The organism is Streptomyces sp. NPDC047982 (assembly GCF_043204165.1).
In the GTDB taxonomy this organism is placed as follows: Bacteria; Actinomycetota; Actinomycetes; order Streptomycetales; family Streptomycetaceae; genus Streptomyces.
Genome location: NZ_JBIDBS010000010.1, coordinates 74,600 through 100,512, shown reverse-complemented (window position 1 = coordinate 100,512; position 25,913 = coordinate 74,600). Strand labels below are relative to the sequence as shown.

Sequence of the window (25,913 nt, the reverse complement as noted above, 5' to 3'; positions counted from 1 at the left end):
ACCAGGAGACTGACCGTGACCAAGGCTATCCGCCGCGAACGCCGCGCAACACGCCGCACCGCCCGCGCCGTCCTCCGGGACCGCGCCCGCGCCAACCGTCCGCACTCCCTCGCGTCCCACGTGATCGCCCGGGGAGAGTCCGCCGAGACCGCGAAGGGCATCGCCAACGGGCTCCGCACCGCCGCGAAGCGCCTCGGCCTCGTCGGAAAGGCCGGCCGAACCCGCCGGACCGTCGACGGCCGCGGCCGACTGCGCCGCGTCGTCCGCTACACCGCCGACCAGTTCCGCACCGCGCTCGCCGTCTACCGGCCGCGCAAGGCCGCGTACATCGCCGCCCGCGCCCGCCTCCTGGAGGTGGCCGCATGATCGCCGCCGACGACATCCGCGCCGACATTGCCGAGTGCGAGAAGAAGATCGCCCGCCTGGAGCGGACGTGGCACCTGCACAACAGCCACTACGACCGCGAGAACGCCGGGGCCGAGCTGTCCGGCCTCGTGCAGTACGTCGCCCGGCAGCGCGAGGAACTCGCCGAGGCCGAGGCCGCCGAGCGCGCCACCCAGAACACCGTCGACCAGCTCACCACCGCCGCCACCCGCAGCGGCGACCCCGCCGCCGTCGCCGTCGCGCACGTCGTCTCGGGAGTGGCCGCCGACTCCAACCCGGTCGCGAACGAGCCCCTCCACGCGGTCCCCGTCGACCAGCCGCTCTACGGCCCCACCGCCCGCGCCATGCGCGACGCCCTCAAGGCCCTGCCCGCCACAGCCCACAACGGCGACTCGGACCCGGACGTGGAGGAAGCCCTCCGCCGCATCAAGCCGCGCAAGTCCGCGGCCCTGGAAAAGATCGCCTCGCACTTCACCACGCACCGGCCGGCCGACCCGATGACCGAGGCCGCCCGTATGACGGTCGCCCTCCGCACCGCTGGCAGCGCCGCCGCCGCGCGACCCGTACTCCGCGTCTTGCCGTTCCCGACGGGCCAGATCAGTCGCGGCGAGTACGGGCGCCGGGTCCTCGCCCAGGTCGGAGGTGCCCTCTGATGCCCACTGAAGAAGAGGCCGCCGCCGAGCGCGTGGCCGAGCTTCAGCGCCAGGCCGCCGCCGAATACGCCGCCACACAAGCCCGGGAGGCCGAGGCCCGAAACGCACTCGCGTTCGCCCGCATGCACGGAAACGAAGCCGCCAGCTGACCAACCCAGTCCGGCCGGGCCGCGCCACATTCCCCGCGCGGCCCGGCCACCCAATCCGAGAGGACACCCGCATGAGCAAGGTCGCAGCGACGCAGGCCGCGATCAACGCCGTCGCCGTCGCCACCACGGCGATCAACGAGTACGGCCGAACGAGCCCCGAGGCGGAGAGCGCGCTACAGGCCGCACGCACCGCCGTGGCCGCCGCCCACGCCGCCGGGGCCACCGACGACGACCTCCGCGCCGCCCGCCCGCAGTAGCCAGCCACCACCCCAACAACCAGAGGAGTCCGATCGTGAGCCGCTACCTCGAAGAGGCCGCCGCACTGCTCCGCAAGGCCGCAGCGACAAACGAGGAGGACAACCGCAACTACCCGGCGCTCCTGACCGAGGGCAGGGAGCGGATCGCCAAGGAGTTCGCCACCCTCGCAGCCATCGACAACGGCCTCCTTCCCGCCGACATGCTCCGCGACGTTCTCGACGCCATCACCCGCCAGGACGCCTGACCGCCACAGCCCCGGCCACGCCACGAGGGCGCCGGATCAGGTCCGGCCCGGGGCACTCCCGTGCACCAGCCGACAACCGGAAGGAATCTCATGACCGCGCAGACCACCGCCGCTTGGCCGACGAACGTCTTCGCCCGATACCTCACCGTGGCCGGGTCGTCCCTCGGCCGCGATGACCTCGCCGTCGACCTGACCCACCGGCTCACCATCCACAACCCGCCCGAGCCGTTCGCCACGCTCGCCACCTGCACCGGCTGCCAGGCGACCGAGGAGGCCAGCCACTGGCGCTCCCACTACCCCTTCGCTGGTGCCCTGGAAGAGAAGCACGAGCCGGAGGCGGCCGACAAGCGGGCCCGTGAGTGGGCGCAGGCGCACGCGGAGAAGTGCCGCGCCATGCCGAAGCCGACCGCCTGACCCGGACCTCCCTGTCGTCACCAGCCACCCCGGCCGGTGGCGGCGGAGAGGCCCGGACCAGCCGGAGCCCCGTCCCGCGAGGACCCCCATGCGCGCCCTCTACCTCCTGGCCATGGCCTGGCCACTCGTCCTCATCACCTACCTCATCGCCCGCTGACACCGGACTGGAGCCACCCCGTGTCCACCACACCCGCCAAGAAGGACATCCCCCACAGCGTCTCTGTCCGTTCCCTCACCAGGGGGCAGATCGCGGTCCTCGTCATCGCCACCGTCCCGATGGTCGCCGCGGGAGGGTTCGGAGCCTGGGGCACCTACAGCAACGTCAAGACGGTGTTCCCCGACAACGGGACCGCGGCCGGTGTCGTCGCGGCCGGGGAGGGCGCGACGTTCGTCCTCGCGCTCGTGTACGTGCTGCTGACCCTGCTTGGCCAGGCAGCGCCAGCCCCCGTCCGCTTGGGCCTGTGGCTCCTGCCCGCGGTCGCCTCGGCGACCAGTGCCAAGCTCGCGGCGACCTCGACGGAGGCTGTCGTGTTCGCCGTCACGCCGATGGCGATGTGCGTCTCGGCCGAGGGCATTGGCCTTGTCGCCCGCCGAGTCGTCGTCTACTGCACCGGTGTCGACATGGAGGCGCAACGCCGCAACGCCGACCTCATGCGCCGGATCGCGTACCACACGGCTCGGTCTGAGCGGCATCCGTGGGAGTGGGTGAAGAGCCGGTCGGCTCTCATGGCGTGGCGGCTCATGAGCCGGACTGGGAGCGGTGACGCGCAGCTCGGCTCGGAGCTCATCGCCGTGCAGCGGACACGGCTCACCCAGGGAGCGGACACGGCTCTCCTGTCCATGCTCCAAGGCGGCACTGAGCCGACACCAGTTCCCGTGAGCCTGCCTGCTGAGCCGGTCCGGCCCGCTCTTGAGCCGGGTGAGCCAGACGGTGAGCCCACCGATGAGCCGGGCGCTGAGACCGTCACGGAAGACGAGCCGAGCACTCCCGTGCTCACCCCAGCCGAGCCCGCTGCCGCTTCTCCCACCCCCAGTGACCAGGGCATTGAGCCTGAGCCGGTCTTGAGCCTGGATGACCCCACCCCGGCGCACCAGCACAGCGAGCCGGACGCGAAGCCACACCCCGCCGACGACGAGCCCGCCTCCTCGCTGAGCCGGGAAGAGCAGCAGGTCTCCGCCCTGGCTCACCGTCTCAGGATCGGCGAGCAGCTCACCAAGACCACCGCGGCTCAGCTCCTCGGCGTGAGCCCCGCCACCGCTGGCCGACGGCTCAAGATCGCCCGCGACCGCGTCGGCGACGGCACCGGCCTCTACATGTAACCAGCCCTGAGCCCACCACCCGCACCCGCGAGGAAGCACCGATGACGACCACGACGTACTACGCCCCGAGGCCCCGCCCGGCCGACCCGAGGCAGGCCCGCACCACCAACCGCCCGGCCCACGACAGCGACATCCGGCACACGCTCGGCGTTGCGCTGCCCGACGGCTACGCCTGGGCCCGCCGCCCCACCCTCACCGTCATCAACGGCGGCGACCCGACCGCTCCCGGCCTCGACGAACGCCGCGCCCGCGCCGCCGTGATCCGCGCGATCGACCGGTGGGGTACGGCATGAGCATCGACCAGTCCGAGTCCACAAGTACTGAGGCGCCGGTAGAGAGGCCCGCGGCGCGCAGCGTCGACGACTTCCTCGCAGACCTGGACGCCGTCCTGGCAGACTCCGCCGCCCCTGTTCCAACCACGGAAACGGTCCCGGAGGACACCGCCGCAGCAACCACGCCCGAGGCCGACCAGAGCCTGAAGATCGCGAGTGACGCCGCAGCAATCGAACCGGCCCCAGCGGAGACCTACACGCCAGCCGCCATCGCCCCCTCACCCGATATCAAGCCAGTCGTAGAGACCCCGGCAACGCCCCCCAAGCCTGTCGCGCCCCCTGTGTTCCCCGCGCCACGTCGCCCGAGGCCCGTACCGAAGAACTGGTGGGACAACGTCTATAAGGACGACAAGGCTGACCAGGACACCTTCACCGGCAACCTCCCCGAAGACGCCCCCGCACCGACGTCCCCGACCCCCGCGGAGCCAGTCGAACCCGTAAAGCCCAAGGTCGTCCAGGTCGTCAAGAAGGAAGCCCCGGCCGACAGCGGCGAAGACGACGGTGACGACGACGCGGAAGGCACCCCGCCGGCCGACGCCCCGTCGAAGGCCCGGCGCGCCTGGGGGCGGCTGAAGCAGGACCACGAAGCCCGGAGGGAAGCGCCGAAGGACACGTCCGGCGGCTTCCTGAATAACCCCCGGGGCCGTCAGGTCATCTTCGCCGCCACGGCGTACGGAATGGGCTGGTCAATGGGCCTGGATGACTGGGTGTCGGGCCTGCTGAACATGTCCGACCAGTACGCCATCCCCGGAGCCGGATGCACGGCCTGTATCGGCATCGTCGGCCTGTCGATGCGCAACCGGTTCGGCGGCCTCGTCTTCGCCTCCTCGCTGGCCCTGATCGCCGTACTGGCCATGGCCGGGCCTGCCGTCTTCATCGGCGGCAGTCTCGCGCTCGGAAGCCAGCTTGCCTACCGCGTAGTACGCGGCTTTACCGGCGAATACGGCCAGCAATGGCCTTGGAAAGCGGTCGTCTGGGCCGCCCACATTCCCGCCGCCACCACCACCGTCGAATTCATCCTCCACGGCACGAACTGAAAGGCCGAACACTCGTGAACCAGATCTTCGGAGCCATCGGCTTCACCGGCGCAGCAGTCCTCATGACCGCGCTCCTGATTCTCGGCGCCCGTGGCGAGTGGAAGATCAAGCTCAGCAACGAGGGGGTCGTCGGAGTCGCATTCATCACCGGCCAGTTGTACGCGCAGGCCGGTGAGACCTTCGCCTTCGTCAAGGACATGGGCGGTGGCATGTCCGAGGCAATTCAGAACAGCTTCGGATCTGCGGGGAACTTCGGCTCGGGCGCCGTGGCCCTCCTGATGTGCGTCCTCATCTACGGCATGAAGCCGCACAAGTTCCGTACTGGCGTGCTCGCCCTGATGCTTCCCTCGCTCTTCACCGCAGCTGGCGGAATCTTCGCCACCTTCACGAACCTCATCAGCAACATGACCGGCATGGTGGTGTCCTGACCATGGCCGTCAACCTGGTCAAGCCGGACCCCGACGACGAGGACCTGGACCTGGCCGACGTCGTAGAACTCGCCTCCGCCCAGGGGATCTCCACCGCACTCCGCCTGCGGGAATGGTGTACCACCGCCTGGGCCCGCTTCCTGCAGGAAGGGGACCGGACCTCGAACGGTGAGCGGGCCATGTCGGCCCCGTCACTCCGCCCCTACCTCGTCAACCGCGGCGACCTGCACGCCGCACGAATCGGCGCCCTGATCATCTTCCGCAGCTCCTGGGCACTCGCCCGGCGCGCCGTGACTATGGCCGTGGCACTCGTCCGTAAGAGCCGCGGAACAGGCACAACAGAGGGAAAGGAAGGAGAAGAGAAGGCGGCAGAGAGCGGCAAGAAGACGGCCAAGGGAAAGAAGAGCGAGAAGAAGAACAGCACTGTCAGCATCGACACAGTCATCGGCGCGCTGATCATCACCGGCATGGTCGGGACGTTCGTCGTGAAGACCTTGATCCCGTTCGCGGGCGGCGCCGTCACTGGCCTGCTTGCCTGGGCCGCTGACCACCCCGTGTCTGCTCTGAGAGCAGCCGGGTTCGTGCTGGTGATCTTCGTGCCAGTCGCCTGGATCGTCGGCCGGATTGCGCCCGACGGAGAAGGTGGGAGGACGGCCGCTGCGCACGCCCCGTTGGAGAGCGGCACGGAGGCTGCGGACCGCGGCGAGAGGCTGCTGTGGCACGTGCTGCGGTGCCTGGCTGACGCCGAATCAGCAGGCCGGCGCGCCGTGCACCTGGACGTCGTCCGCGACTCCGCAGCGGCTGCCCACCTGATCCCCGAGGGCACCAAGGTCACCGTCCTGCGGGCATGGGTGGAGTCGACCGGCCTCCCCGTAGACGACAAGGTCGGCATGCGGATCAAGGGCAAGTCCGTCACCCGCGTCGGACTACGCGTGGACACGGTCGGGGAGGCCCTGGGGATGACCCCTACAGAGTGGGTCCGTGCCCGCGCTGCCACCCCCGCCGAGGGGGGCCCTGGCACCCCCGCTCAGCCGGTCGGTGAGGCCCCCGAACCGCCCCCTGCCGAGGCCCTCTCTCCAGCCCCCGCAGAGGGCCCCGCACCGGCCGCTCTACGCATCATCCCCGGGGGCGCGGACACCCCCTTCTGAGCCCCTTCCCCGCCCCTCTCCCAGCAGAGGGGCCAAGGCCCCCGATAGACCGCCCTATCACCGCTCTGACCTGCGGTTCTATCGGCCCCCTATCGCACACCTGACACCCCTCCTATCGGTCTCCCTGACGCTCAAACGCCGGGTGCCGAGAGGGGCCACCACCGGCCTCCCAGCGGACGCCCCGGCCCACCCGGAGCGCGCGCCGGCCGACCGGCGGCCGATCACCGAATAACGAGAAAGGCAGACCCATGGCCAGCAGTCGACACTTCCGCGTGACCCAGACCCCCGCCGAAACCCGCCAGGAGATCGAGGCAGACATCGCCACCGCCCGGCGCAGCCAACGCGAGTTGCAGGCCGCCGGACAGCACCGCCTCGCCAAGGACATGGGCGCCGCAGTCGACGAGTACCGCGCCGAGCTCGCCGACCTTGACGCGGGCCGCTGGACACCGCGGCACAGGTGACCCGCTGACCGCACCCCGTTGTCGGCCCCGGAGCGTACGGTTGGACGCATCCCATCCGCGCTTCTGGCTGCTGCGCGCTGGACCACGGCCCCGCCTGGTCACACCAGGCGGGGCCTGCTCGTACCCGCCCCTACCCTCCCTATCAACAGGAGGGGCCAGGAGGGCCAGGAGGGGACATGGACGACCTCAAGGGACAGCACCGGCCGCGCGCGTCCTACGCACGCTGGGTACGGCGGCCCGAGACCGCCGAACGCTACGCCGCAGCAGCACGGCTACGGGCTCAAGGACGCACCTTCCAGCAGATCGCTGACGAGCTCGGCTTCGCGTCCAAGGGGGCCGCACACGACGCCGTCAACCGCGCCCTGCACGCCATCGTCGCCCCCGACGCCGAAGCCCTCCGCGCCCGCGAAGCAGAGCGGCTCGACGGCCTTTACGAAGAAGCCCTTGCCGTCCTGGACCGCACCCACTACGCGCACTCAGGCGGTCGGCTCATCGTCGGCCCGGACGAGCAGCCGGTCATCGACGACGGCCCCCGCCTCGCCGCGATCCGCGAACTCCGCAGCCTCCGCGAGTCGTACCGCAAGCTCCACGGTCTCGACGCCCCCGCCCGTGTGAGCGTGGACGCCGAGCAGCTCGGCGCCGAGATCAGCGGCCTCCTCGACACCATCACGGCAGATGGCGACAGCGACGACTGACCACGTCCGCCGGCAGATCGACCAACTCGTTCGCGCCGGGGACGTCCAGGCGCTCCGCCGTGTCCGGGACCAGCTCAAGACCGCGGCAGACCGGCGAGCAGTTGAGCAGCGCGCAGCCCGGTACTCGACCGACCCGGTCGGATGGGTGGAGACCCGGCTCGGGCAGGTGGTGTGGTCGCGGCAGGGCCAGGTGCTGGAGTCCGTGCGGGATCACCGGCGGATTGCGGTACGGTCCGGGCACGGCGTCGGGAAGTCGTGGACGGCGGCGCTCGCAGCGTGCTGGTGGCTGGACACGCACCCACCCGGCACCGCGTTCGTGGTGAGCACCGCGCCGACCTTTGCACAGGTGCGGGCGATCCTGTGGCGGTACATCCGCAAGCACCACAAGGCCGCCGACCTACCCGGCCGCGTCAACCAGACCGAGTGGCTCATCGAGGACGAGCTCGTCGGCTACGGGCGGAAGCCGGCCGACCAGGACGAGTCCGGGTTCCAGGGCATTCACGCCCGGTACGTCCTCGTCATCATCGACGAGGCGTGCGGCGTGCCCGAGCAACTGTGGACCGCCGCAGATGCGCTGACGACCGGCCCGGACTGCCGGATCCTCGCGATCGGCAACCCAGACAACCCGGCGAGCCACTTCCGGAAGGTGTGCGCGCCGGGCTCGTCCTGGCACGTCATGGGCATCAGCGCGTTCGACTCCCCCAACCTCACCGGCGAACAGGTCCCAGAGGAGATGGCCACGGCCCTCGTGGGCCAGGCGTGGGTGGAGGAGAAGCGGCGCGAGTGGGGCGAGGATAACCCGCTCTACAAGTCCAAGGTCCTCGGTGAGTTCAGCGACGACAGCCCGAACCAGATCGTGCGCGCCTCCGACATCGCAGCCTGCCGCATCGCCCCCGACGCCCCGCCCGCGGCCGGTCTGCTGCTGCCCGTCGAGCTCGGCGTCGACGTCGGCGGCGGCTCCGACGAGACCGTCATCCGCGAACGCCGCGGCCGGCAAGCCGGGCGGGAATGGCGAGCACGTACGGACAGGCCCGAGCAGATCGCCCCCATGGTGATCGCCGCGATCCGGGAGACCGGCGCGACCGCGGTGAAGGTCGACTCGATCGGGGTCGGGTTCGGCGTGATCGGCGAACTTCGGAACGCTGCGCACCGCGGCGAGCACTCGGCGACGATCCGTGCGGTGAACGTGGCATCGGCCGCCTCCCGCCCGGACCGGTACATCAACCTGCGCGCCGAACTCTGGTGGGAGATCGGCAGGAACATGGCCGCCGAGCACGCATGGGACCTGTCCGGGATGGACAACGCCGACACCACCGTCGCCCAGCTCCTCGAACCCCGCTGGGACCTGGACCCGCGGGGACGGATCAGGGTGGAGAAGAAAGAGGAGGTCATCAAGCGGCTCGGGCGCAGTCCAGACAACGCTGACGCGCTGCTGCTCGCATTCGCTCACCCGGTCACAGCGGACGTCATCAGCAGCCCGGCAGCGGTGTCGCTGTCGCAGGCCGGGCAGGCGCGGGGTGGTCTCGGGTCGATCAGCATCGGCCGCGGCGGCTACGGCCGCTGAACCAGGCTGTACCCACCCCTACCGTCAGGGGGTGGCCCTCACCGTGATCCTTGCTCTCCTCACGCTTGGCGCGATCGCCCGCGTCACGCGGTTCATCGTCGACGACTCCCTGTTCCAGCCCGTGCGCGCAGCGGTCGACAAACGCGCCGGGCACCGCCTCTTCGCGTCGCTTGCCGACCTGATCAACTGCTCGTGGTGCACGAGCATCTGGGTATCCGCCGGCGCGGCCGTGGCGCACTGGGCGTGGCACGACACCGTCCCGTACGTGTACGTCGTCGCGGCGCTCACCGCCTCGCACGCCGTGTCCCTGGCCGCGTCGTGGCTGGACTCCCCGCCCCTGCCGAAGCACATCGTCCTCGACCCCGTGGCCGTCGCGATGTCCGTCCGCGACCAGCGCCGATAGGAGGACTCTGTGGCCTGGTGGAAGCTCCACAAGCGTGACAAGCCCGGCGGTCCGCCTGGCGCGGGCGGCGCCGTGCTGGCGTCGGCGGCGATCATCACCCGCGACCAGGTCCGCAGTGTCATCGGGAAGACGCAGGAATGGCAGGCCCAGGGCTGGGACTTCTACCGGAGCGTGCCTGAGCTGAAGTCCGGGGTCCGATGGGCCGCGAACGGTCTATCGAGGGCGCGCCTGTACGTGGGACGGATCGATCCGGACGGATCCTCCGCGCCGGTGCCCGTCGACGCGCAGGACGACGACATGAGCCCCGAGCTGGCGGCGAAACTCCTTGCCCCGCTGGAGGAGCTGGCGGGTGGCCAGCTCGGCCAGTCGGAGATGCTGCGCCGCCTGTCCGTCCACCTCGACATCCCCGGCGAGTCCTACCTCGTGGGCTTCGACGACCCCACGAGCGGCGAGCGGCGGTGGCTGGTGTGTTCCCCGTCCGAGGTCACCAGCACGGGTGGCGGCGGAACGATCCGCGTCCAGCTCCCCGATTCGCAGAGTGCCCGGATTGAGCTGTCCATCGACGACTGCACCCTGATTCGTCTATGGCGCCCGGACGACGAGTTCGGATACCTCCCGGACTCGCCCATCCAAGGCCTTCAGGACCCGTTGCGGGAACTACAGGGCCTCACCGCACACGTCCTTGCGACGGTCGACTCACGGCTGAAGGGTGCCGGGATCGGACTCATCTCCGACGAGGTCACCCCCGCATCACCACAGCAGTCTGACGGCCCCAACCCCATCCACTCAGATCCGGTCACCGCAGCGCTGATTGAGGCCTTCGGAGCCTCCCTGAGAAACCGCGATTCCGCCGCCGCCCTGGTCCCGATCCTGCTACGCGTTCCCGGAAGCGTGGAGGACAAGTTCAAGTGGTTTGACTTCGCCGCCCAACTTGACGAACAGCTTCTGCCGCTGCGCGAATCCGCCACGAAGCGGGTGGCGATCGGCCTGGACACCCCACCCGAGGCGTTGACCGGCATGGCCGACGTCAACCATTGGACCGGTTGGCTCGTCTCCGACACCGGCATCACCATGCACCTTGAGCCGAAGCTTGGCCTGGTCTGCGATGCCTTCACCACGCAGTACTTCCGTCCCGCGTGGGAGGCCCTTGGCGTGCCAGACCCGGAGAACTGGGCATGCTGGTACGACACCTCCGACCTGAAGCAGCGCCCGAACCGCGCCCCCGAGGCGGCCGAAGCACACGCCCGCGGCGCCATCTCCGATGCCGCTTACCTGCGCGAACTCGGATTCTCTGCGGAGGACATGCCCGACGAGGACGAGCAGCGCCGACGCCTCCTCGTCCAGCTCGCCACGACGAACGCACAGCTGGCCCCTGCAGCGCTGGAGGCGCTCGGTGTGCGACTGCCAGGCATCGAGCAGGCCGCCGCGACGGATGCGGCGCGGGCGCCCGTGGAAATCAGCCGGGTCGCGCCAGCGGTTGAGGCACCGGTCCGCGACGAGCCTCCCGCGCTCCCCCTCGCGGCATCCGCCGTGCTGGACGACGGATGGCGGATGGCGTGCCTCGACCTCGCCGCGCGCCGAGCTCTCGCGCGGGCCGGGAACTGGCTGTTGTCCCGCTCGGGAAGGTCCCGGCGCGGACAGCTCTCCCACGTGCCAGTCCACGAGGTGCACATGCACCTGTCTCCCGACCAGGCTGACCTGAACCAGATGCTCGACGGCGCGTACCGCGACTTCCACGCGGCCACCCCGGGCGAGACCGGCCTGCACGCCGCGGTCGATCTGTACGTGCGGCGGCTGCTCCTGACCGGGATCGCGCACGAGCGCAGGCTGCTCGCCGGCCATCTGGCGGCGGCTGGCCATGACCGGGCGGCGGCATGACGGTGACGGATCCGTGGCTCGCGGCACGCATGCACAACCGGGCGCAGGTCGCGGCCGGGGAACAGGTGCTGGGCCCGGCTGTTCGGGCCGCGCTGACCGAGTACCTGTCCGCGGTACGGTCCGGGCTCGGACTCGACGACGCGGTGACAGCTGCCGCGTCGCCGGATGACCGTGAGCCAGACTGGGCCGGGTTCCCGGACGACAGCCTGTGGCGGCGGATCGTGGGACGCCGGATCGCCCCGGCGTGGCGGAGGGTCTTCAGCCGCTCATACCGGAGCACCGCACCGAATGCCCCGGACGGGGCCGGGGACGCACGTGCCGACGACGAGGGCGAGCAGCTGGCCGAGCGGCTGCGGCAGTTCCCGCGCCGGGTGTGGGCCCGGATGCGGGAGACATGGCGGGACGGCATTGCCCGCGGCGAGTCACCGGCCGAGCTGCGCGGACGAGTCGCCGAGCTGGCGACACTGGAGGGCTGGGATGGCGCAGCCACGACGATGACGCGCACTGAGGTGCAGTCGGCACTGAACTCCGGTTCGCTTGGCGCTGCCCTCGATGAGCAGTCCCGCACCCGCATGACGTGGATGAAGACCTGGCTCGCCACAGCTGACGACCGGACCCGTCCCGCGCATCGGGTCGCAGACGGGCAGACGCAGCCGCTGAACCAGCCATTCGACGTGGGCGGCGACCACGTCCAGTTCCCTGCCGACCCCCGTGGCAAGCCCGGAACGTCGATCAACTGCCGCTGCGCCATGACCCTGAGCCCCGCCGAGTAGGAGACCGCCGTGCTCATCCCCTGGACGTCATCTCTCATCGCCGCCGCCGACCCGGCGACCGTGGCCGTCGCGGACGACGGCACCTGGACCGGCCCTATCACCCTGGTCAACGAGTGGTCGGCCGACCAGCGGATGCTCGCCCTCGATGACGGCGCCGAGATCGACGTGCGCCCCCTTCCGCTCCCGGTTACCGTTCAGTACATCACCGGCCCCGGCCACGACGGGGCGACCGTCGGCCTGATGACCCTGGACAAGGTGTGGCAGGACGGCCACCGAGTCATGGGTCAGGGCCGCGTCGACCTCGACGACCCGCAAGGCGCCGCCCTCGCCCGGAAGATCCGCGGCGGCTTCTTCCGATTCGTCAGCGCTGACGTTGACCGCGTCGACGGCCGCATCGTGTGCGTCGACGAGGACGGGCAGCCCGTCGACGGCTGCGACCCGGCCGACAGCGGCATGGACGCCGGGGAGCTGTACACCCGGTGGCGCATCATGGGCGCCGCGCTACTCGCCCACCCGGCGTTCCCCGAGGCACAGATCGGCATGGCCGCTGCCGCGCTCGCAGCCGACGATGAGGAGACGCCGGAGGTCCCGGACGACGAGGACGAGCCGTCGGCCTGTGTCCGCCTGGACGACGAAACCGGCACGTGGGTGCCGGCCGACTGCGACGAGGACGGCGCCGTACCCGCCAACGAGGCCGGTGACGGACCGGCGGATCCCCCCGAGGAGGCGGTCGTCGCTGCCGCGTTCCGGCATGACAACTGGCTGCCGCCCACCGAGTGGTTCCGCGACCCGAAACTGACCGAGCCGACGAAGGTCCACATCAGCGAGGACGGGCGGATCGTCGGGCACCTTGCTCTGTGGGGCGTGCCTCACGTGAGCTACCAGGGCCGGAAGATCTTCGCGCCCAAGTCGCCGACCAAGTACGAGCGGTTCCACTCCCGGCCGATCCACACCACCGAGGGCCTGGTCGAGGTCGGCCCCCTCGCGATGGACACCGACCACGCACGTCTCGGTGCGCCCGCCAAGCAGGCCGTCAAGCACTACGAGACCACCGGCTCCATCGCCGGTGCCGTCCGCTGCGGCGAGGACGCCTACGGCATCTGGGTAACTGGTGCTCTCCTGCCCGACATCACCGACGACCAGCGGCTGCGCCTGTCCCTGGCCGACTACTCCGGGGACTGGCGCGACGAGGGTCTCGGCGTGGACCTGAAGGCCGCGCTCGCAGTACCGGCCGGGCATGAGGGCTTCTACACGCCGAAGAACCGTCCGCTCAGCAGGGAGGATTACGCGCTCGTCGCGTCTGGTGCTGTGACGGACGAGCACATCGCGATGGCGCGGAGCGCGGCCGGCGCCGCGCCGCCCGTGCTTGCGCAGGTGGATGTGGCGGCGCTGGCCGATGCCGTGCTCGCCGAGCAGGACCGGCGCACCCGGGCGGGCGCGGCTGCCGCCCGGGTGCGCTCCCTGCGAGTCCAGGCGGCCAGGAGTCGACTCCACGGGCCACGCGCAGAGTTCGCGAAGAACTGGGTGGAACAGACCGGCACCGGCCATCTCCCGCCGTACATCCGGGAGATCGCCGACGCGCTGATCCGCGATCACGGATACGCGGAGAGCAGAGCCATCGCCACGGCCGTCAACCGGACCAAGCAGTGGTGCCGTGGTGGCGGCAACGTGAAGGCCGATACCCAGGCGAAGGCATGTGCAGCCCTCGGCGAGTGGGAAGCGAAGCGCGCTGAATCCCGCGCCACGTGACCATCCCGTACCCGCACCTACCGTCGGAACACCACCACCTGAAAGGGAGAGACCCATGGCATCGAGTTGCGGCAGCTGCGGAGGACGGTCTGGCGGCCGGGCCACCGGCAGGGCGGCAGGCATCGTGTGGCGGCACACGGACCCGCACGGCGGCCGGGTGGACTACCCCAGCCAGGAGCGCGCGGAGATCGCCCTCGCCGCCCGTGGTGGCGTGATCCAGCAGGTCGACGCCCGGACCGGGGCCCCGATCCAGCCCGCGACCACGGCCTAGTTGTACACGCACCTACCCTGAACGAAACCCGCGTTGCTGGTTAGTGGACCGGACGCTCACTGAACCGACCCAGAAGGGACGGAGCCTTGAGCTTCCTCGATGACCTCCTCGCCGAGCTTGGCGAGGCCCCCGCAGACCAGCACGCGGACATTGTCCGCCAGGCGATCAACGACGCCGGTGCCGACTTCGACCCGGCCAGCGTGCAGGCGGATGTCCTGGCCCGCTTCGACGCCGCCACCGCCGGTGACCCCCCGACTGACGACGCGGCCGTGGCCGTGCTGGAGACGCTCGCCACGATCGGCGAGGGAGTCTCCGCGCACCAGGCCGCAGTCGAGCAGCGCACCGCCCGCGCGGCCGAGCTCGGCGGCCGCCTCAACGCTCTCCGTCCGCCGGCCGAACCCGCCGAGCCGGAGCCGGTGGCCGAGCCCGTCTCCGAGCCGGTCGTGGCTCCCGCCGTGGTGGATGCCCCGGCACCTGCCGAGGTGGCCCCGGTGGCGGAGCCGATCGCGGCTTCGGCCCGGCCGCGTGTGCCGCTCGGCCTGAACAACACCCAGGCCCCGGCTGTCGGAACGGACCGGGAGACGTTCACCCTCGTCGCCGCCGCCGATGTCCCTGGCTTCTCCCAGGGGCAGAAGCTTGCCGGGCTCGACGACTTCGGACGGGCGTGGGAGCAGCGGATGATGCCACTGATCACGACTGGTGGGCGGGGCGGGGGCCGTCAGCGTGTCGGTGTCGCCCGTATCAAGCGGAACACCCCGGCCGAGCTCACGATCAACCATGCCGACGAGGCCGACGCAGTCATCAAGCGGGCCACCGACGAATCTCGGCTGCCCGGCGGCAGTCTGGTCGCGGCCGGTGGCTGGTGTGCCCCTTCCGAGACGCTGTACGACCTGTGTGACATGCGGATCAGCCAGGAGGGCATGGTCCGGCTTCCGCCTGTGACTGCTCGTCGCGGGGGCGTCCGGTACCCGGCGGACTTCGACTGGGCGGCCATTTTCGGTGCGTGGCAGAACGTCGGGTTCCACCAGACCGAAGCCGATGCCATCGAAGGCAAGCCGAAGGACTGCAATGAGGTCCCCTGCGACGACGAAATGATCGAGTGCCGTCTCGACGTCGACGGCGTGTGCCTGCGGACCCCGATCCTCACCGAGCGCGGATGGCCGGAGCGCGTTGCGCAGTTCAGTGAGGGTGTCCTCGCGGTCCACTCGCACAAGATGAACGCGTGGAGGCTCGCCAAGATGGAGGCGCTCTCCACCCCGGTCACGATGCCCGCGCCGGCCGCTCCGAATCCCCAGGCCGCGATCAGCGACCCGCACGGTCCGGGTCTGTTCGAGTCCACGCTGTCGATGCTGGAACTCATGGCTGAGTACCAGCGGTACCGCGAGCGGCTTTCGCCGAATGCGACGCTGGAGATGCTCGCCCCGCTCTGGCTGCGCGGCATTCTCAAGAGCGACTTGAGGAAGAAGCAGGCGATCGAGCGCCGGTGGAACGTCGCGGATGGTGACGTCGACGGCTACCTCCGCAGCATCAAGGTGAACCCGCAGTGGGTGTACGACTGGCAGGACGCGTACGCCGACCAGGATCCGGCAGGCTTCGGCGGCGAGACGGTTCCGACCGTGTGGCCGGGCGAGGTCAAGATCATGCTCTACCGGGCGGGCAGCTTCTTCGAGCTCCGGTCCGACGTCATCAGTCTCGACGGCGTCTACGACCACCCCAGCCTCACCCAGAACATGTACACCTCCCTGTTCACCGAGGAGGGCATCCAGGTGTGCATGCGGTGCGGCGTCTCCTACGTCGTGACGATCCCGCTCTGCCCCAACGGCCTGTCGGGTGGTCTCCAGACCACGACCTGCGCAGCCCCGACCCCCTGATCCGGTAGCCCGGAGCGTCCGCTGATCCGTCCCCCCGCGTGGCGTTGACGCTCCGGGCTGCCTCCCCCAGCTTGCGGAGGCGCAGTTGAGTACCCCAATCCCGGGGCGCGTGGAAGTCGATGCGCCCCCGATCGAGCCCTACACGTATGGCCTGCTTTCGGTTGCCCAGGTCGTCACCTCAGACGGCCGGTGGCAGATGGGCGGCGTCGAGTACGAGACCGACGCGTGCGCCCAGGGCGGCCGCGTCGAGGGATCGTGCCCGGTTCCCGTCGCCGGTGGCGGCACGTCCCACGACAAGCCCTTGGCGGAGGGCCTGACCTTGGTGGAGGGCGGAGGCCCGTTCACCGTCTACACCCGAGCCGAATGCTCGCCGGTCGGGTTCACGGCGGCGCAGGAACGAGCGCTTCGTCGCCTGCGGCTGATCGAGGCCCGCGAGGTGGAGCGGGCTTTCTCGCTCCAGCTGGCCGGTGAGACGCCGCGGCTGCCGCTTGGCAGCACGGCGGTTCCGCTGCTGACGGCGCTCGGCGCGCTGGAGGCCGACGCCGTTCTGTACTACGCCGGGCAGCCCACGTTGCACGCCCCGCGGTGGACACAGCCGTACTTCACCGAGCGCCAGCTCGTGTCCCAGCAGGGGCCCGTGCTGCGCACCGAGCTGGAGTCCAGGGTCGCGTTCGGCGGCGGTTACTACGACGACCCGGCCGCGCCCGCCGATCCGGCTCCGACGGCCGGCCAGTTCTGGCTGTACGCGACCGGCACGGTCACGGCCCGTCGGTCGCAACCGTTCGCGCACGAGGCGTTCGAGCCACCGACCAACAGTCTGGTAGCGATCGCGGAGCGTACGTACGCGCTCGATCACGACTGCTACGTCGCGGCTGTCCTCGTCACCGTCGCTCCCCCGACCGGTGGTGCGTGATGGCCGAAGTGGTTTTCCCAGAGCCGGGCGAGACGCTGCGTGAGCTCGTGCGCCGCGTCTTGTCTGACCTGTCACCCGAGGTGCGGGCCGGGGTGCAGGTGGTGACGGGTGGTGAGCGTGCCGGGCTGGTGGTCCCTCAGCACGCCGCCCCCGTCCCCGAACCCCCGCCCGCTCCCGCCGAGTCCGACGACGGATCGGCCAAGTCCTCTCGCCGCCATGCCGCGCGGCGCCGAACCACGTCGAAGGAGACTGACTGATGGCGTGCCCTCCCCTGCTGCGCGGCGTCGTGATGCGCGCAACCCGCCTGGACGCCTGCGGGCGCCCCGTGTACGGCGACTGCAACCAGGTCGTCACCGATGGCTTCATCACCGTCTCGATGTCTGCCGAGACCGAGGAAGGCGAGGCGATCTCGGTCACGAAGGCCAACGGGCAGACCTGCATCAACGAACCCGGCTGCGAGCAACTCTCCGGCTACACCCTGGAGATGGAGTTCTGCGCAGTCGATCCCGACCTCGTGCAGATCATGAACCCCAGCTTCGAGATCTACCGGGACTACGACGGCAACCCCATCGGCTGGGACGAATCGGTGGAGCTGAAGTGCGACACCGGCTACGCGCTAGAGCTGTGGACCAACGTCTACGCATCCGGTGACGCCTGCTCCGGGGCCGGTTCCCAAGGCGAGTGGGGCTACCTCCTGCTGCCGTGGGTAGTCGGCGGCGCGCCGGGCGATCTGGAAATCGGCAACGACGCGGTGTCCTTCACCTTCAATGGGCGGACCAAGGTTGGCGCGGGCTGGCGCCGCGGCCCGTACAACGTGCAGGCAGGAGCGGGCGGCATTCCGGTACCGCTGCTGAAGCCGGTCGGCCCCAAGACGCCGCGCCGGTTCTTCAAGACGACGATCCGCCCGCCCGAGCCCGAGTGCGGCTGCCAGCCCGTCGACCGCCCGACCCCGGATCCGGCGGATCTGTACATCACCGGCATCGGCAACGAGTCTCCGAGGAAGACGATCCGCTTCCGGGCGGACAACCACGGCTTCGGCCCGCTCATGGTCGACTTCGGCGACGGCACCCCGCCGCAGGAGGTCGCGGACGGGGCGTGGGTCACCCACGTCTACGACACCGACGGCACCTACACGATCAAGGCGTGCGACAAGCAGACCCCCGTCGTCTGCTCGTCGCGCGACGTTACGGTCCCGCTGCCGGCCGACGAGCCGACCCTGGTGCTGTCCGCCGAGAACGCGGACGACCCGTACGAGGTGACCGCGACGGTGGGTCTGCCGTCGCAGTCGGACGGCACTGCGATCATCGACTGGGGCGACGGCACTGCTCCGAGAGAGATCGCAGTCGGCTCGAACGGCACGGTCGCCGACATCCACAAGTACTCGGTTCCCTCTGTGTACACGGTCACGGTGCGACGGGGCGACATCGACACCTACCGCACCCGGGCCGCGATCGTCGTCCCGGCGGTTCCGGAGCAGACCCCGGAGGTCACTGCGGCCCCGGACTCGGCGGACACGACCGGCCGGACCGCCGCGATCACCCTCGTGGGGTTCCCGGCCGATGGCACGGTGAACGTGAACTGGGGCGATGGCAGCGCCGCGCAGACGCTGCCTGCCAGGACCACGACCGCGACGCACGCCTACGCGGCCGGTGTCGAGGGCGCGCAGACCATCACCGCTACCTCAGCCACGGACGCCACGAAGACCGCGTCGGCGACGTTCACCCCGGCCCCGCCCGTCACGGTCCCAGCGGCAACCGCGACGCCGGACGCCGCAGACCCGATGACCGCCGCCCTGGCGTGGACCGGCTTCCCGGCCGCCACCACCAGCGTCTCGGTCACCTGGGGTGACGGCAGCGCCGCACAGACGGGCCTCGCCGCCACGGGCGGCGCGGGCACCGCCACCCACACCTACGCGGCAGGGACCGAAGGGACCGAGCAGACGATTACGGTCACGTCGGAGCAGGACACCACGCAGACCACGACCGCGACGTTCACCCCGACCGCCCCGGCGCCCGCGCCGGCAGTCACTGCGGTCGCGGACGCGGGCGACGCGACCGGGCACACCGCCACCCTCACCCTGACCGGCTTCCCGGCCGGCAGTGCCGTGTCGGTCAATTGGGGCGACGGGTCGGCGGCCGAGGAGATCGCGGCGGGCACCACGACCGGCAGCCACGTCTACGCCGCCGGGGTGACCACGGAGCAGACCATCACGGCCACGTCCGTGGGCGACGCGTCGAAGACCGCCAGCACCACGTTCACGCCGGGCGGCGCCGGGCGGCGCGCGGCGGCCCGGAAGAAGTAGCCGAAGCGGGGCCGCCCACGCGGCGGCCCCGCCTTGCTCGGAGGAGGCCGGCCGTGCCGGATGAGGTACTCGACGGGCCGTGCGGTCCGTGGCCGCTGGATACGTCGTGCTGCCCTGGCTGGCCGGAGGACCCGGCCGACTGGTCTCCGGCTCAGCAGGCTGCGGCGGAAATCGCCACGGACGTGCTGTGGCGGCTGACGGCGGGCCGGTACGGGGTGTGCGAGGAGATACTGCGGCCGTGCCGGAAGGGCTGCGACGAGCCGTCGCCGTCGCTCGCCTTCGGGGGCGGTCTGCTGCGCCCCGTGTTGGACGGTGGCCGTTGGTACAACCGGCCGTGCGGCTGCGGCCCGTCGGGCTGCTCGTGCGTCCCGCTGTGCGTCATCGATCTGCCGGGGCCTGTGTACGACGTGGTCGAAGTGCTGCAGGACGGGCAGGTCGTCGACCCGTCCGGGTACGTGCTGCACCGGACGGCGACCGGTGGGCGGCTCGTCCGTACTGGGGATGAGTGCTGGCCGGAGTGTCAGGATCTGCGGCTGCCGGACACCGAGCCGGGCACCCTGTCTGTCCGCTACCTGCGCGGCCTAGAGGTACCGGCGGCCGGGCGGCGGGCGGTCGGGCAACTCGCCTGCGAGATCGCCAAGCTGTGCTCGGGCGCGGCGGGCGGGTGCTCACTGCCGACCGGCACGAAGTCGGTGACCCGCGAGGGCGTGGCGTACGAGATCGTTCCTCCCGGGTCGTGGCCGGAGACGCTGCAGGCGCACATGCCACAGGTGTGGGCGTGGGTACAGCTCGTCAACCCCAAGCAGGTGAGGCAGTTCGGGGCCGTGTTCAGCTTGGACCTGCCGCCCGCCCCGGTGGCGGCCCGGTACCGACCGGGGGTGCCCCGGTGACGACTCCTGCGGACGTTCTCCTCCCGCCGGATGCTGACCCGCGGCTCGGGCCGGTGCTGTCTGGCCTTACCGCGTGTCTGTGCGCGACGCTCGCGGCCGGCAGACGCCCGGCGTGCGCGTGCTGCCTGGTCTGGGGCAATCAGCCGCCCGCGCAGGACTTCTGTAGCTGCGACTGTGATGGTGGCCACGGGCAGGCGTGGGTGCGGGTCGTACGGCAGGACCCGGTGGTGACGGATCAGCGGCGGCGCCGCTGCCAGACGTGGCGCATGCAGACGGTCATCGAGCTGGGTGTCGCCCGGTGCGTCGCCACGACCGCGCCGGACGGGCAGTCGGCACCGACGTGCGACCAGCGGGAGACGGACGCGTGGGGGCTAGTGCTCGACACCCGGCTGCTGCGGGAGGCTGTGGCGTGCTGCGACGCACTGACGGATGTGCAGGTGTGGCCGGGCCCGGTGACTCCGATGGGGCCGCAGGGCGGCTGTGCGGGTGTAACGGTACAGATCACGGTGGAGGTGTAGAAGTGGCTGGGACAACAGCGTTCGTGTGGGTGCTCCTCGGCGGGTGCGTGGTCGCGGTGACGGCGGTGCTCGCGCGGGCGAAGGTGGAGATCTCCCGGATCGAGGCAGCGGCGGAGAGGCGGCGGAAGTGAGCGTTCGCGTGACGACGGACATCGACGAGGCGGCCATCGTCGAGCTGGTCCGCGAGGTCGTCGGCGAGGTCACGACTGCCACGGCGAATCAGGCGCGCCGCCTTGCCCCCGTCGACAACGGGCCGTTGCGCGCGTCGATCCGCGAGTCGGTGGCCGTGCGCGGCAGCACGGTGGTGGGTGAGGTGTACTCGGATCTGGAGTACGCCGCCTACGTGCACGAGGGCACCGGTATCTACGGGCCGACCGGGCAGCCGATTCGTCCGGTGCGGGCCCGGGTGCTGTCGTGGCAGCCGCGCGGCGGGCCGCGCGCGTTCGCCCGCTCGGTGAAGGGACAGCGCCCGAATCCGTTCCTACTCAGGGCGCTGCGGGACGTGGCGCCGGGGCCGGTCGATGGGTCCGTGCGGTACTGACCCCTACGGTCGTGACGATCAACCGCCACCACAAGGGGACACCATGACCACCGAGTTCGTCATCAAGTCCGAGCCGTCCGGATTCGACCCGAGCGCGCTGAAGCCCGTCTCGGTCGAGCTGTCTGACGGCAGCCGGTACACCGCGCACGGCTTCGACCCGTCGTCCGTTCAGCTCCAGCTCTCGTACATGCAGGAGGTCGCTGAACGTGAGGACGCTGCGGGGGTGCTCGCGGAGCTTCGCAACGCTCTGCTGCATACCTTCGATGAGGCATCGACCGACGACATCCTGATCAAGGCCCGGTCTGCACAGAACCCGGTGACGGTCACAGAACTGTTCAGCAACCTGCTGCCGAAGTTGGCTGAGCACTACGAACCGGAGCTTGCCGCGTACCAGGAGGAGATGGGGATGGCGACCGGCAACCGTGAGCAGCGGCGTGCCGTGAAGAAGACGGCGGCCAAGAGGACCGCGGCGAAGAAGACCACAACGGCCCGGACCGCCCGGTCGTGAGGTTCGGCCCCGCCTCGCCGGGGCCACTGCCCATCACCATCGACGACAACGACCTGACGGTCCACGTGCCCGATGGGCGGGTCCTCGCCGGGATCGCCGCGGCCGGGCAGTGGCCGCAGATCCTCCCCGGCCTGCTCGTCGGCCCGGACCACGACCACGTGATCGACCGGCTCCGCGACCCGTACGACCCGATGACCTGGCACTCGGTCTTCCGCATCATGCTCGGCCTGTGCCCGGAGCTGTACGGCGTGGAGTGGTGGGCTGCACAGCGGCTGTGCGGCCTGGCACAGGAACGGTGGCGGGACTGGTCCGCGTGGTGTGCCCGCCGCGGCCTCGACCCCGACACCGCTTCGGGGCACCGGATCGTGTCCTCGGTGTGGGCGTGGCTCTGCGACGGCGTGCAGGAAGAGAAGGACCTGTTCAAGGCCGAGCGCGCCATCTTCGATCCGCCGCCGGAACTGCGGCGCACTCAGGCCGCCGTCCCCCGCGGGTTCAGTGAGGCAGAGATGGAGGCGCAGGCCCGGCAGATCGCGGCCATGGCCAGCGACGGCATCGACGAGTAGCCAGGGTGTACCCGCCCCTACGCTCGTCCTTGTCGTCGCTGGCTACTGGGCCGGACACCACCCGCTGACCGTGCGGGTGCTCGTCCCGTGCCCGGAGGTGCCAGCCCATGCCGCAGGTCGGCCGTACCTCCGTCCAGATCACGTCGGACACCGCCGCCTATGCCGCTCAGCTCCGGGCAGATCTCGCCCGCGCCGGCCGCGATGCCGGGCAGGCGCTCGACGACCAGATCCAGAACGCGATCCGCGGAACGGGCGATCGGGCTGGCAGGCGGATCGCGCGCGGGATCCAGCGGGCCCTTCGCGGGATCAGCGCCAGTGTCCGGGTGGACCCCGACACCACCGGCTTTCGTGCTGATCTTCAGCGCGCGCTTCGGGGTCTGGCGGCGGTCTCGGTCCGCGTCACCCCTGACACCTCGACTTTCCAGGCCAGCCTCGTGCGGGAGACACGCGGCCTGACAGCGTCGGTTCGTATCGAGCCGAACATGGCCAGCTTCCGGGCGCAGATCGACCGGGCTGTGCGGCGGCTGCGGGTGGCTGTGGACGTGGTCCCGGACACCAGTCGCTTCCAGGCGGCCCTTCAGCGGGCGGTGCGGTCCGTTTCCGTGAGCGTCCGTGTCAGCCCGGATGTGAGCCGGTTCGCGCGCACGCTTCAGCGCGACCTTCGGGCGCTGGGCGATATTGCGATCCGGGTGGTCCCGGACACCAGCAGGTTCCAGCGTGACCTTCAGCGGCAGCTCCGCCGTATCGACCCGGTACGAGTGCGGGTCGAGCCGGACCTGGACGACTTCGACGCCCGGCTGCGCGCGCACAACCTACCGACTCTGCGGGTCAACGTGGAGCCGGACGCCAACCGCTTCACCCGCGCGCTGGGCGGGATCGGTCGGATCGCCGGGCGGCTCGGCTCGTCCCTGGCCGGGCTGCTGCGGATCGGCGCTCTGGGCGGGGCTTTCCTGTCGGCCGCGGCTGGGATCTCTTCGTTCGTCGCGTCGCTCGCACCGGCGATCGGGATCACGGCCGCGCTCCCTGCGGTGATCGGCGGTGTGGTTGTCGCGACATCGGCCCTGAAGATCGCGTTGTCTGGGGTCGGCGACGCGTTCGGCGCAGCCCTGAGCGGCGACGCCGAAAAGTTCGAGCAGGCACTGGTGAGCCTCTCACCCGCCGCCCAGTCCGCGGCCCGCGAACTCCAAGCACTCAAGCCACAGTTCGACGCGCTGAAGTCCACCGTCCAGGACGCGTTCTTCGCGCCGCTGGCTGGCCAGATCACTGGTGTAGCGCAGGCTCTGGGCGGCCCTCTCAAGTCTGGGCTGTCTGCAATTGCCGGGCAGTTCGGGTCGGCCGCCGCGCAGGTCGGGGCCTTCTTGCGGTCTGCGACCGGCGTCAGGTCGGTCTCACAGATCCTGACTGGCACGACCAGTGCGACCCGCGGCCTGGCCGCGTCGATTGCCCCGGTCGTTGCAGGGTTCACTCAGCTCGCTGGTGCGATCTCGGCGGCGGTCGGGTCGCAGCTCGGCGCGGCGCTCGGCGACCTCGGCGCACGGTTCGGGGCGTTCCTCTCGTCGGCCGCACAGGGCGGACAGGCCGTGGCCTGGGTACAGGGAGCCCTGGCCACCTTCCGCCAACTCGGGGCGTTGGTCGGGCAGGTGGGCGGCATCCTCGGGGACGTTTTCGGCGCGCTGGCCGCTGGCGGCGGAGGTGGCCTGGGTGCGCTGACTCAGATTCTCGGTACGGTCCGGTCCCTGATTCAGCCGCTGCTGCCGCTGATCACCCAGCTCGCGCAGCTGTTCTCGACGGTCCTGGGTGGGGCGTTGTCGACGCTGGCTGCTGCCCTCGGCCCGGTCGTGTCCGCGATCGCCAGCACGCTGATGCCCCTGATCCCCGGGTTGACCTCTGCGTTCCAGGGGTTGTTCGCTGCGCTCGGTCCTGTGGCCGCTCAGTTGGGTCAGGCGCTCGGGGGTGCGGTCTCTGCTCTGCTGCCCGCTCTGACACAGCTGGTCCCGATCCTGACCGGGACGCTCCTGCCGGTATTCAGTCAGCTGGTGGCCGCGGTGGCGCCGCTGGTGACGATGCTCGCGACGACCCTCGCCCCGATCATCGTGCAGATCGGGACCCTGTTCGCGACCGTGCTCGGCGCGGCGCTGCAGGTGGTGACGCCGCTCCTTGGCCCGATCGTCACGCTGGTCTCGAATCTGCTGACCGCGTTGTCGCCGCTGGTTCCGATGCTGTCGCAGGTCGCGGCGGCCCTCGGTGAGGCGCTCGGGTCGGCGGCGCAGGCCCTGGCGCCGCTTCTGACGAGCATCGGTGAGGCGGTGACGACGGTGGTGGCGGCGCTGGTGCCGCTGGTCACGCAGATCGTGTCCGGGCTACTGCCTGTACTTCCCCCGCTGGTGGAGGCGTTCAACGCGATCGTGGCGGCGCTGGTGCCGTTGCTGCCGCCGATCGCCGAGTTGGTCGCCGCGCTGGCGCCGATCGTGTCGCTGCTGGTCGCGATCGCCGCACCGATTCTGCAGATCGCGGCGGCATTCGCGAGCTGGCTGATCATCAAGACCGTCGTCCCGATCCTCACGCTCGTCGTGACGGCGCTGACTGGCCTGACCCAAGGGCTGACCTCGGCGATCAATTTCATTGTCGGGCTGCCGTCGCAGATCGTCGGCGCCTTGTCGAGCCTCGGTAGCACACTCTCGGGGTTCTTCTCCGGGTTGTGGTCGAGCATCACCAGCGGGGTCTCGTCAGGGATCGACTCCGTGGTGGGCTTCTTTACCGCTCTGCCGGGCAGGATCATGAGCTTCTTGTCCGCGTTGCCGGGCATGCTGGTGGACCTCTTCACGTCGGCCATCGCACAGGTCGGCATCGCGATCCTGACCGGGATCGCTGCGATCATCTGGACCTTCACGGAGCTGCCGGGGAAGATCGGCTCTGCCCTGGCGTCGCTGGGCTCGACGATCATGTCCGCTCTCAGCAACGCCTTCACCTCGGCCACCTCGGCCGTGAGCAGCTTCATCAGCTCATCGGTGAGCTTCTTCACCGCCCTGCCCGGCCGGATCGGATCCGCGCTGGCGGCATTGCCCGGCAGGGTGGTCAGCATCTTCAACTCGGTGAAGTCCAGCGCGATCTCGATCGTCACTGGGCTCATCAGCTCGGTCACCGGCTTCTTCACCGGGCTGCCAGGGAAGATCGCATCGGCCCTGTCGGGGCTGGGATCGAGGATCGCGGGGATCTTCAACAGCGTGAAGTCTCGGGTCACCAGCGCCGTTTCGTCCTTGATCTCCGGCATCGCCAACCTCTTCACCAGCCTCCCGAACCGAATCGCATCGGCGCTCGGCAACGTGGGCTCGACCATCGTCAACAAGATCAAGAGCGGTCTACCGTCGGCCGTCCGGGACCTGCTCCCCTTCGCCAACGGAGGGATCGTCTACGGGCCGACCCCGGCCCTGATCGGCGAGGCCGGCCGCGAGGTCGTCATTCCCCTGACCCGTCCCCGCCGCGCCGCCGAACTCGTCGAGCAGTCCGGCCTCCTGGACGTGCTGGCCCGCAGCGGCACGGGGGCGCAGATCACGAACAACTGGCACATCAACAGCCGCATGTCCGACCCCATGGTGCTCGCGCAGCACCTCCAGGGGCAGATCGCCCGAGCAGCGGGGGTGTAAGG

Annotated in this window: 30 protein-coding genes; all 30 read left to right on the top strand. The window is 70.5% G+C overall.

Features of this window, described 5'->3' with window-relative positions; translation table 11 throughout:
• The first annotated feature begins 15 nt into the window (after positions 1–15).
• The 30 genes from ACGF2V_RS14905 to ACGF2V_RS14760 all read left to right on the top strand — a co-directional run bounded on the left by ACGF2V_RS14905 (position 16) and on the right by ACGF2V_RS14760 (position 25,911).
• Positions 16–366 carry a hypothetical protein gene (locus tag ACGF2V_RS14905; protein WP_362706121.1) on the top strand — a complete coding sequence of 117 codons (351 nt, stop codon included), beginning with the start codon at positions 16–18 and terminating at the stop codon, positions 364–366.
• A complete protein-coding gene (locus tag ACGF2V_RS14900) occupies positions 363–1,037 on the top strand; it encodes a hypothetical protein (RefSeq protein WP_362706124.1) in 675 nt (224 codons plus the stop codon). Before ACGF2V_RS14905 ends, ACGF2V_RS14900 begins: the two co-directional genes overlap by 4 nt.
• On the top strand, positions 1,037–1,186 hold the full coding sequence (locus ACGF2V_RS14895; protein WP_362706128.1) for a hypothetical protein: 150 nt from the start codon (positions 1,037–1,039) through the stop codon (positions 1,184–1,186). Before ACGF2V_RS14900 ends, ACGF2V_RS14895 begins: the two co-directional genes overlap by 1 nt.
• A gap of 71 nt (positions 1,187–1,257) precedes the next feature.
• Complete coding sequence (locus tag ACGF2V_RS14890; RefSeq protein WP_362706131.1) at positions 1,258–1,443, top strand: hypothetical protein; 186 nt, start codon at positions 1,258–1,260, stop codon at positions 1,441–1,443.
• A 35-nt stretch (positions 1,444–1,478) separates the two neighbouring features.
• Entirely contained in the window at positions 1,479–1,688 is a 210-nt protein-coding gene (locus tag ACGF2V_RS14885; RefSeq protein ID WP_362706134.1) for a hypothetical protein, read from the top strand.
• Positions 1,689–1,778: 90 nt separating this feature from the next.
• Complete coding sequence (locus ACGF2V_RS14880) at positions 1,779–2,102, top strand: hypothetical protein (protein WP_362706136.1); 324 nt, start codon at positions 1,779–1,781, stop codon at positions 2,100–2,102.
• 177 nt (positions 2,103–2,279) lie between these two features.
• Positions 2,280–3,422 carry a hypothetical protein gene (locus ACGF2V_RS14875; protein ID WP_362706139.1) on the top strand — a complete coding sequence of 381 codons (1,143 nt, stop codon included), beginning with the start codon at positions 2,280–2,282 and terminating at the stop codon, positions 3,420–3,422.
• Between the two features lie 41 nt (positions 3,423–3,463).
• Positions 3,464–3,715, top strand: coding sequence for a hypothetical protein (locus ACGF2V_RS14870; RefSeq protein ID WP_362706141.1), 252 nt, complete (start codon positions 3,464–3,466; stop codon positions 3,713–3,715).
• Positions 3,712–4,791 carry a hypothetical protein gene (locus ACGF2V_RS14865; RefSeq protein WP_362706143.1) on the top strand — a complete coding sequence of 360 codons (1,080 nt, stop codon included), beginning with the start codon at positions 3,712–3,714 and terminating at the stop codon, positions 4,789–4,791. Before ACGF2V_RS14870 ends, ACGF2V_RS14865 begins: the two co-directional genes overlap by 4 nt.
• 14 nt (positions 4,792–4,805) lie before the next feature.
• Entirely contained in the window at positions 4,806–5,219 is a 414-nt protein-coding gene (locus tag ACGF2V_RS14860; protein WP_362706145.1) for a hypothetical protein, read from the top strand.
• 2 nt (positions 5,220–5,221) lie between these two features.
• Complete coding sequence (locus tag ACGF2V_RS14855) at positions 5,222–6,367, top strand: hypothetical protein (RefSeq protein ID WP_362706147.1); 1,146 nt, start codon at positions 5,222–5,224, stop codon at positions 6,365–6,367.
• A gap of 248 nt (positions 6,368–6,615) precedes the next feature.
• Positions 6,616–6,828: a hypothetical protein gene (locus ACGF2V_RS14850; protein WP_362706150.1), complete on the top strand. Its 213-nt coding sequence runs from the start codon at positions 6,616–6,618 to the stop codon at positions 6,826–6,828.
• A gap of 176 nt (positions 6,829–7,004) precedes the next feature.
• Positions 7,005–7,523, top strand: coding sequence for a hypothetical protein (locus tag ACGF2V_RS14845; RefSeq protein ID WP_362706153.1), 519 nt, complete (start codon positions 7,005–7,007; stop codon positions 7,521–7,523).
• A complete protein-coding gene (locus ACGF2V_RS14840; RefSeq protein ID WP_362706155.1) occupies positions 7,504–9,087 on the top strand; it encodes a terminase large subunit domain-containing protein in 1,584 nt (527 codons plus the stop codon). Before ACGF2V_RS14845 ends, ACGF2V_RS14840 begins: the two co-directional genes overlap by 20 nt.
• Before the next feature lie 31 nt (positions 9,088–9,118).
• A complete protein-coding gene (locus tag ACGF2V_RS14835; protein ID WP_362706157.1) occupies positions 9,119–9,490 on the top strand; it encodes a DUF1360 domain-containing protein in 372 nt (123 codons plus the stop codon).
• A gap of 9 nt (positions 9,491–9,499) precedes the next feature.
• Positions 9,500–11,368, top strand: a complete 1,869-nt coding sequence (locus ACGF2V_RS14830; protein ID WP_362706159.1) for a hypothetical protein — start codon at positions 9,500–9,502, stop codon at positions 11,366–11,368.
• Positions 11,365–12,141 (top strand): phage minor head protein, encoded by a 777-nt coding sequence (locus ACGF2V_RS14825; protein ID WP_362706162.1) that lies wholly within the window; start codon positions 11,365–11,367, stop codon positions 12,139–12,141. Before ACGF2V_RS14830 ends, ACGF2V_RS14825 begins: the two co-directional genes overlap by 4 nt.
• Before the next feature lie 9 nt (positions 12,142–12,150).
• Complete coding sequence (locus tag ACGF2V_RS14820) at positions 12,151–13,890, top strand: hypothetical protein (RefSeq protein WP_362706165.1); 1,740 nt, start codon at positions 12,151–12,153, stop codon at positions 13,888–13,890.
• 55 nt (positions 13,891–13,945) lie between these two features.
• Positions 13,946–14,161, top strand: coding sequence for a hypothetical protein (locus ACGF2V_RS14815; RefSeq protein WP_362706167.1), 216 nt, complete (start codon positions 13,946–13,948; stop codon positions 14,159–14,161).
• Positions 14,162–14,247: 86 nt separating this feature from the next.
• Positions 14,248–16,032, top strand: a complete 1,785-nt coding sequence (locus ACGF2V_RS14810; protein WP_362706170.1) for a major capsid protein — start codon at positions 14,248–14,250, stop codon at positions 16,030–16,032.
• Positions 16,033–16,117: 85 nt separating this feature from the next.
• The gene (locus ACGF2V_RS14805) at positions 16,118–16,945 is read left to right on the top strand and encodes a hypothetical protein (RefSeq protein WP_362706173.1); all 828 of its coding nucleotides are present in this window, start codon (positions 16,118–16,120) and stop codon (positions 16,943–16,945) included.
• Positions 16,945–17,202 carry a hypothetical protein gene (locus ACGF2V_RS14800; RefSeq protein WP_362706175.1) on the top strand — a complete coding sequence of 86 codons (258 nt, stop codon included), beginning with the start codon at positions 16,945–16,947 and terminating at the stop codon, positions 17,200–17,202. The genes ACGF2V_RS14805 and ACGF2V_RS14800 overlap by 1 nt, the downstream gene beginning before the upstream one ends.
• A complete protein-coding gene (locus tag ACGF2V_RS14795) occupies positions 17,202–19,247 on the top strand; it encodes a hypothetical protein (RefSeq protein ID WP_362706178.1) in 2,046 nt (681 codons plus the stop codon). Before ACGF2V_RS14800 ends, ACGF2V_RS14795 begins: the two co-directional genes overlap by 1 nt.
• A 53-nt stretch (positions 19,248–19,300) precedes the next feature.
• Positions 19,301–20,137, top strand: coding sequence for a hypothetical protein (locus tag ACGF2V_RS14790; RefSeq protein WP_362706180.1), 837 nt, complete (start codon positions 19,301–19,303; stop codon positions 20,135–20,137).
• Between the two features lie 227 nt (positions 20,138–20,364).
• Positions 20,365–20,655 carry a hypothetical protein gene (locus ACGF2V_RS14785; protein ID WP_362706183.1) on the top strand — a complete coding sequence of 97 codons (291 nt, stop codon included), beginning with the start codon at positions 20,365–20,367 and terminating at the stop codon, positions 20,653–20,655.
• A 2-nt stretch (positions 20,656–20,657) separates the two neighbouring features.
• Positions 20,658–20,786, top strand: coding sequence for a hypothetical protein (locus ACGF2V_RS14780; RefSeq protein ID WP_329821191.1), 129 nt, complete (start codon positions 20,658–20,660; stop codon positions 20,784–20,786).
• Positions 20,783–21,196, top strand: coding sequence for an HK97 gp10 family phage protein (locus ACGF2V_RS14775; protein ID WP_362706185.1), 414 nt, complete (start codon positions 20,783–20,785; stop codon positions 21,194–21,196). Before ACGF2V_RS14780 ends, ACGF2V_RS14775 begins: the two co-directional genes overlap by 4 nt.
• 43 nt (positions 21,197–21,239) lie before the next feature.
• Entirely contained in the window at positions 21,240–21,704 is a 465-nt protein-coding gene (locus tag ACGF2V_RS14770) for a hypothetical protein (protein ID WP_362706187.1), read from the top strand.
• On the top strand, positions 21,701–22,267 hold the full coding sequence (locus tag ACGF2V_RS14765; protein ID WP_362706189.1) for a hypothetical protein: 567 nt from the start codon (positions 21,701–21,703) through the stop codon (positions 22,265–22,267). Before ACGF2V_RS14770 ends, ACGF2V_RS14765 begins: the two co-directional genes overlap by 4 nt.
• A 107-nt stretch (positions 22,268–22,374) precedes the next feature.
• Positions 22,375–25,911: a hypothetical protein gene (locus ACGF2V_RS14760; protein ID WP_362706192.1), complete on the top strand. Its 3,537-nt coding sequence runs from the start codon at positions 22,375–22,377 to the stop codon at positions 25,909–25,911.
• The last annotated feature ends 2 nt before the right edge of the window (positions 25,912–25,913 follow it).

What these genes read in the sequence shown, in the direction of transcription:
- ACGF2V_RS14815 (WP_362706167.1), top strand. Translation starts at nt 13,946, where the DNA reads ATGGCATCGAGTTGCGGCAGCTGCGGAGGACGGTCTGGCGGCCGGGCC.
- ACGF2V_RS14850 (WP_362706150.1), top strand. Translation starts at nt 6,616, where the DNA reads ATGGCCAGCAGTCGACACTTCCGCGTGACCCAGACCCCCGCCGAAACC.
- ACGF2V_RS14855 (WP_362706147.1), top strand. Translation starts at nt 5,222, where the DNA reads ATGGCCGTCAACCTGGTCAAGCCGGACCCCGACGACGAGGACCTGGAC.
- ACGF2V_RS14890 (WP_362706131.1), top strand. Translation starts at nt 1,258, where the DNA reads ATGAGCAAGGTCGCAGCGACGCAGGCCGCGATCAACGCCGTCGCCGTC.
- ACGF2V_RS14825 (WP_362706162.1), top strand. Translation starts at nt 11,365, where the DNA reads ATGACGGTGACGGATCCGTGGCTCGCGGCACGCATGCACAACCGGGCG.
- ACGF2V_RS14795 (WP_362706178.1), top strand. Translation starts at nt 17,202, where the DNA reads ATGGCGTGCCCTCCCCTGCTGCGCGGCGTCGTGATGCGCGCAACCCGC.
- ACGF2V_RS14760 (WP_362706192.1), top strand. Translation starts at nt 22,375, where the DNA reads ATGCCGCAGGTCGGCCGTACCTCCGTCCAGATCACGTCGGACACCGCC.
- ACGF2V_RS14865 (WP_362706143.1), top strand. Translation starts at nt 3,712, where the DNA reads ATGAGCATCGACCAGTCCGAGTCCACAAGTACTGAGGCGCCGGTAGAG.
- ACGF2V_RS14800 (WP_362706175.1), top strand. Translation starts at nt 16,945, where the DNA reads ATGGCCGAAGTGGTTTTCCCAGAGCCGGGCGAGACGCTGCGTGAGCTC.
- ACGF2V_RS14870 (WP_362706141.1), top strand. Translation starts at nt 3,464, where the DNA reads ATGACGACCACGACGTACTACGCCCCGAGGCCCCGCCCGGCCGACCCG.
- ACGF2V_RS14840 (WP_362706155.1), top strand. Translation starts at nt 7,504, where the DNA reads ATGGCGACAGCGACGACTGACCACGTCCGCCGGCAGATCGACCAACTC.
- ACGF2V_RS14895 (WP_362706128.1), top strand. Translation starts at nt 1,037, where the DNA reads ATGCCCACTGAAGAAGAGGCCGCCGCCGAGCGCGTGGCCGAGCTTCAG.
- ACGF2V_RS14770 (WP_362706187.1), top strand. Translation starts at nt 21,240, where the DNA reads ATGACCACCGAGTTCGTCATCAAGTCCGAGCCGTCCGGATTCGACCCG.
- ACGF2V_RS14845 (WP_362706153.1), top strand. Translation starts at nt 7,005, where the DNA reads ATGGACGACCTCAAGGGACAGCACCGGCCGCGCGCGTCCTACGCACGC.
- ACGF2V_RS14880 (WP_362706136.1), top strand. Translation starts at nt 1,779, where the DNA reads ATGACCGCGCAGACCACCGCCGCTTGGCCGACGAACGTCTTCGCCCGA.
- ACGF2V_RS14900 (WP_362706124.1), top strand. Translation starts at nt 363, where the DNA reads ATGATCGCCGCCGACGACATCCGCGCCGACATTGCCGAGTGCGAGAAG.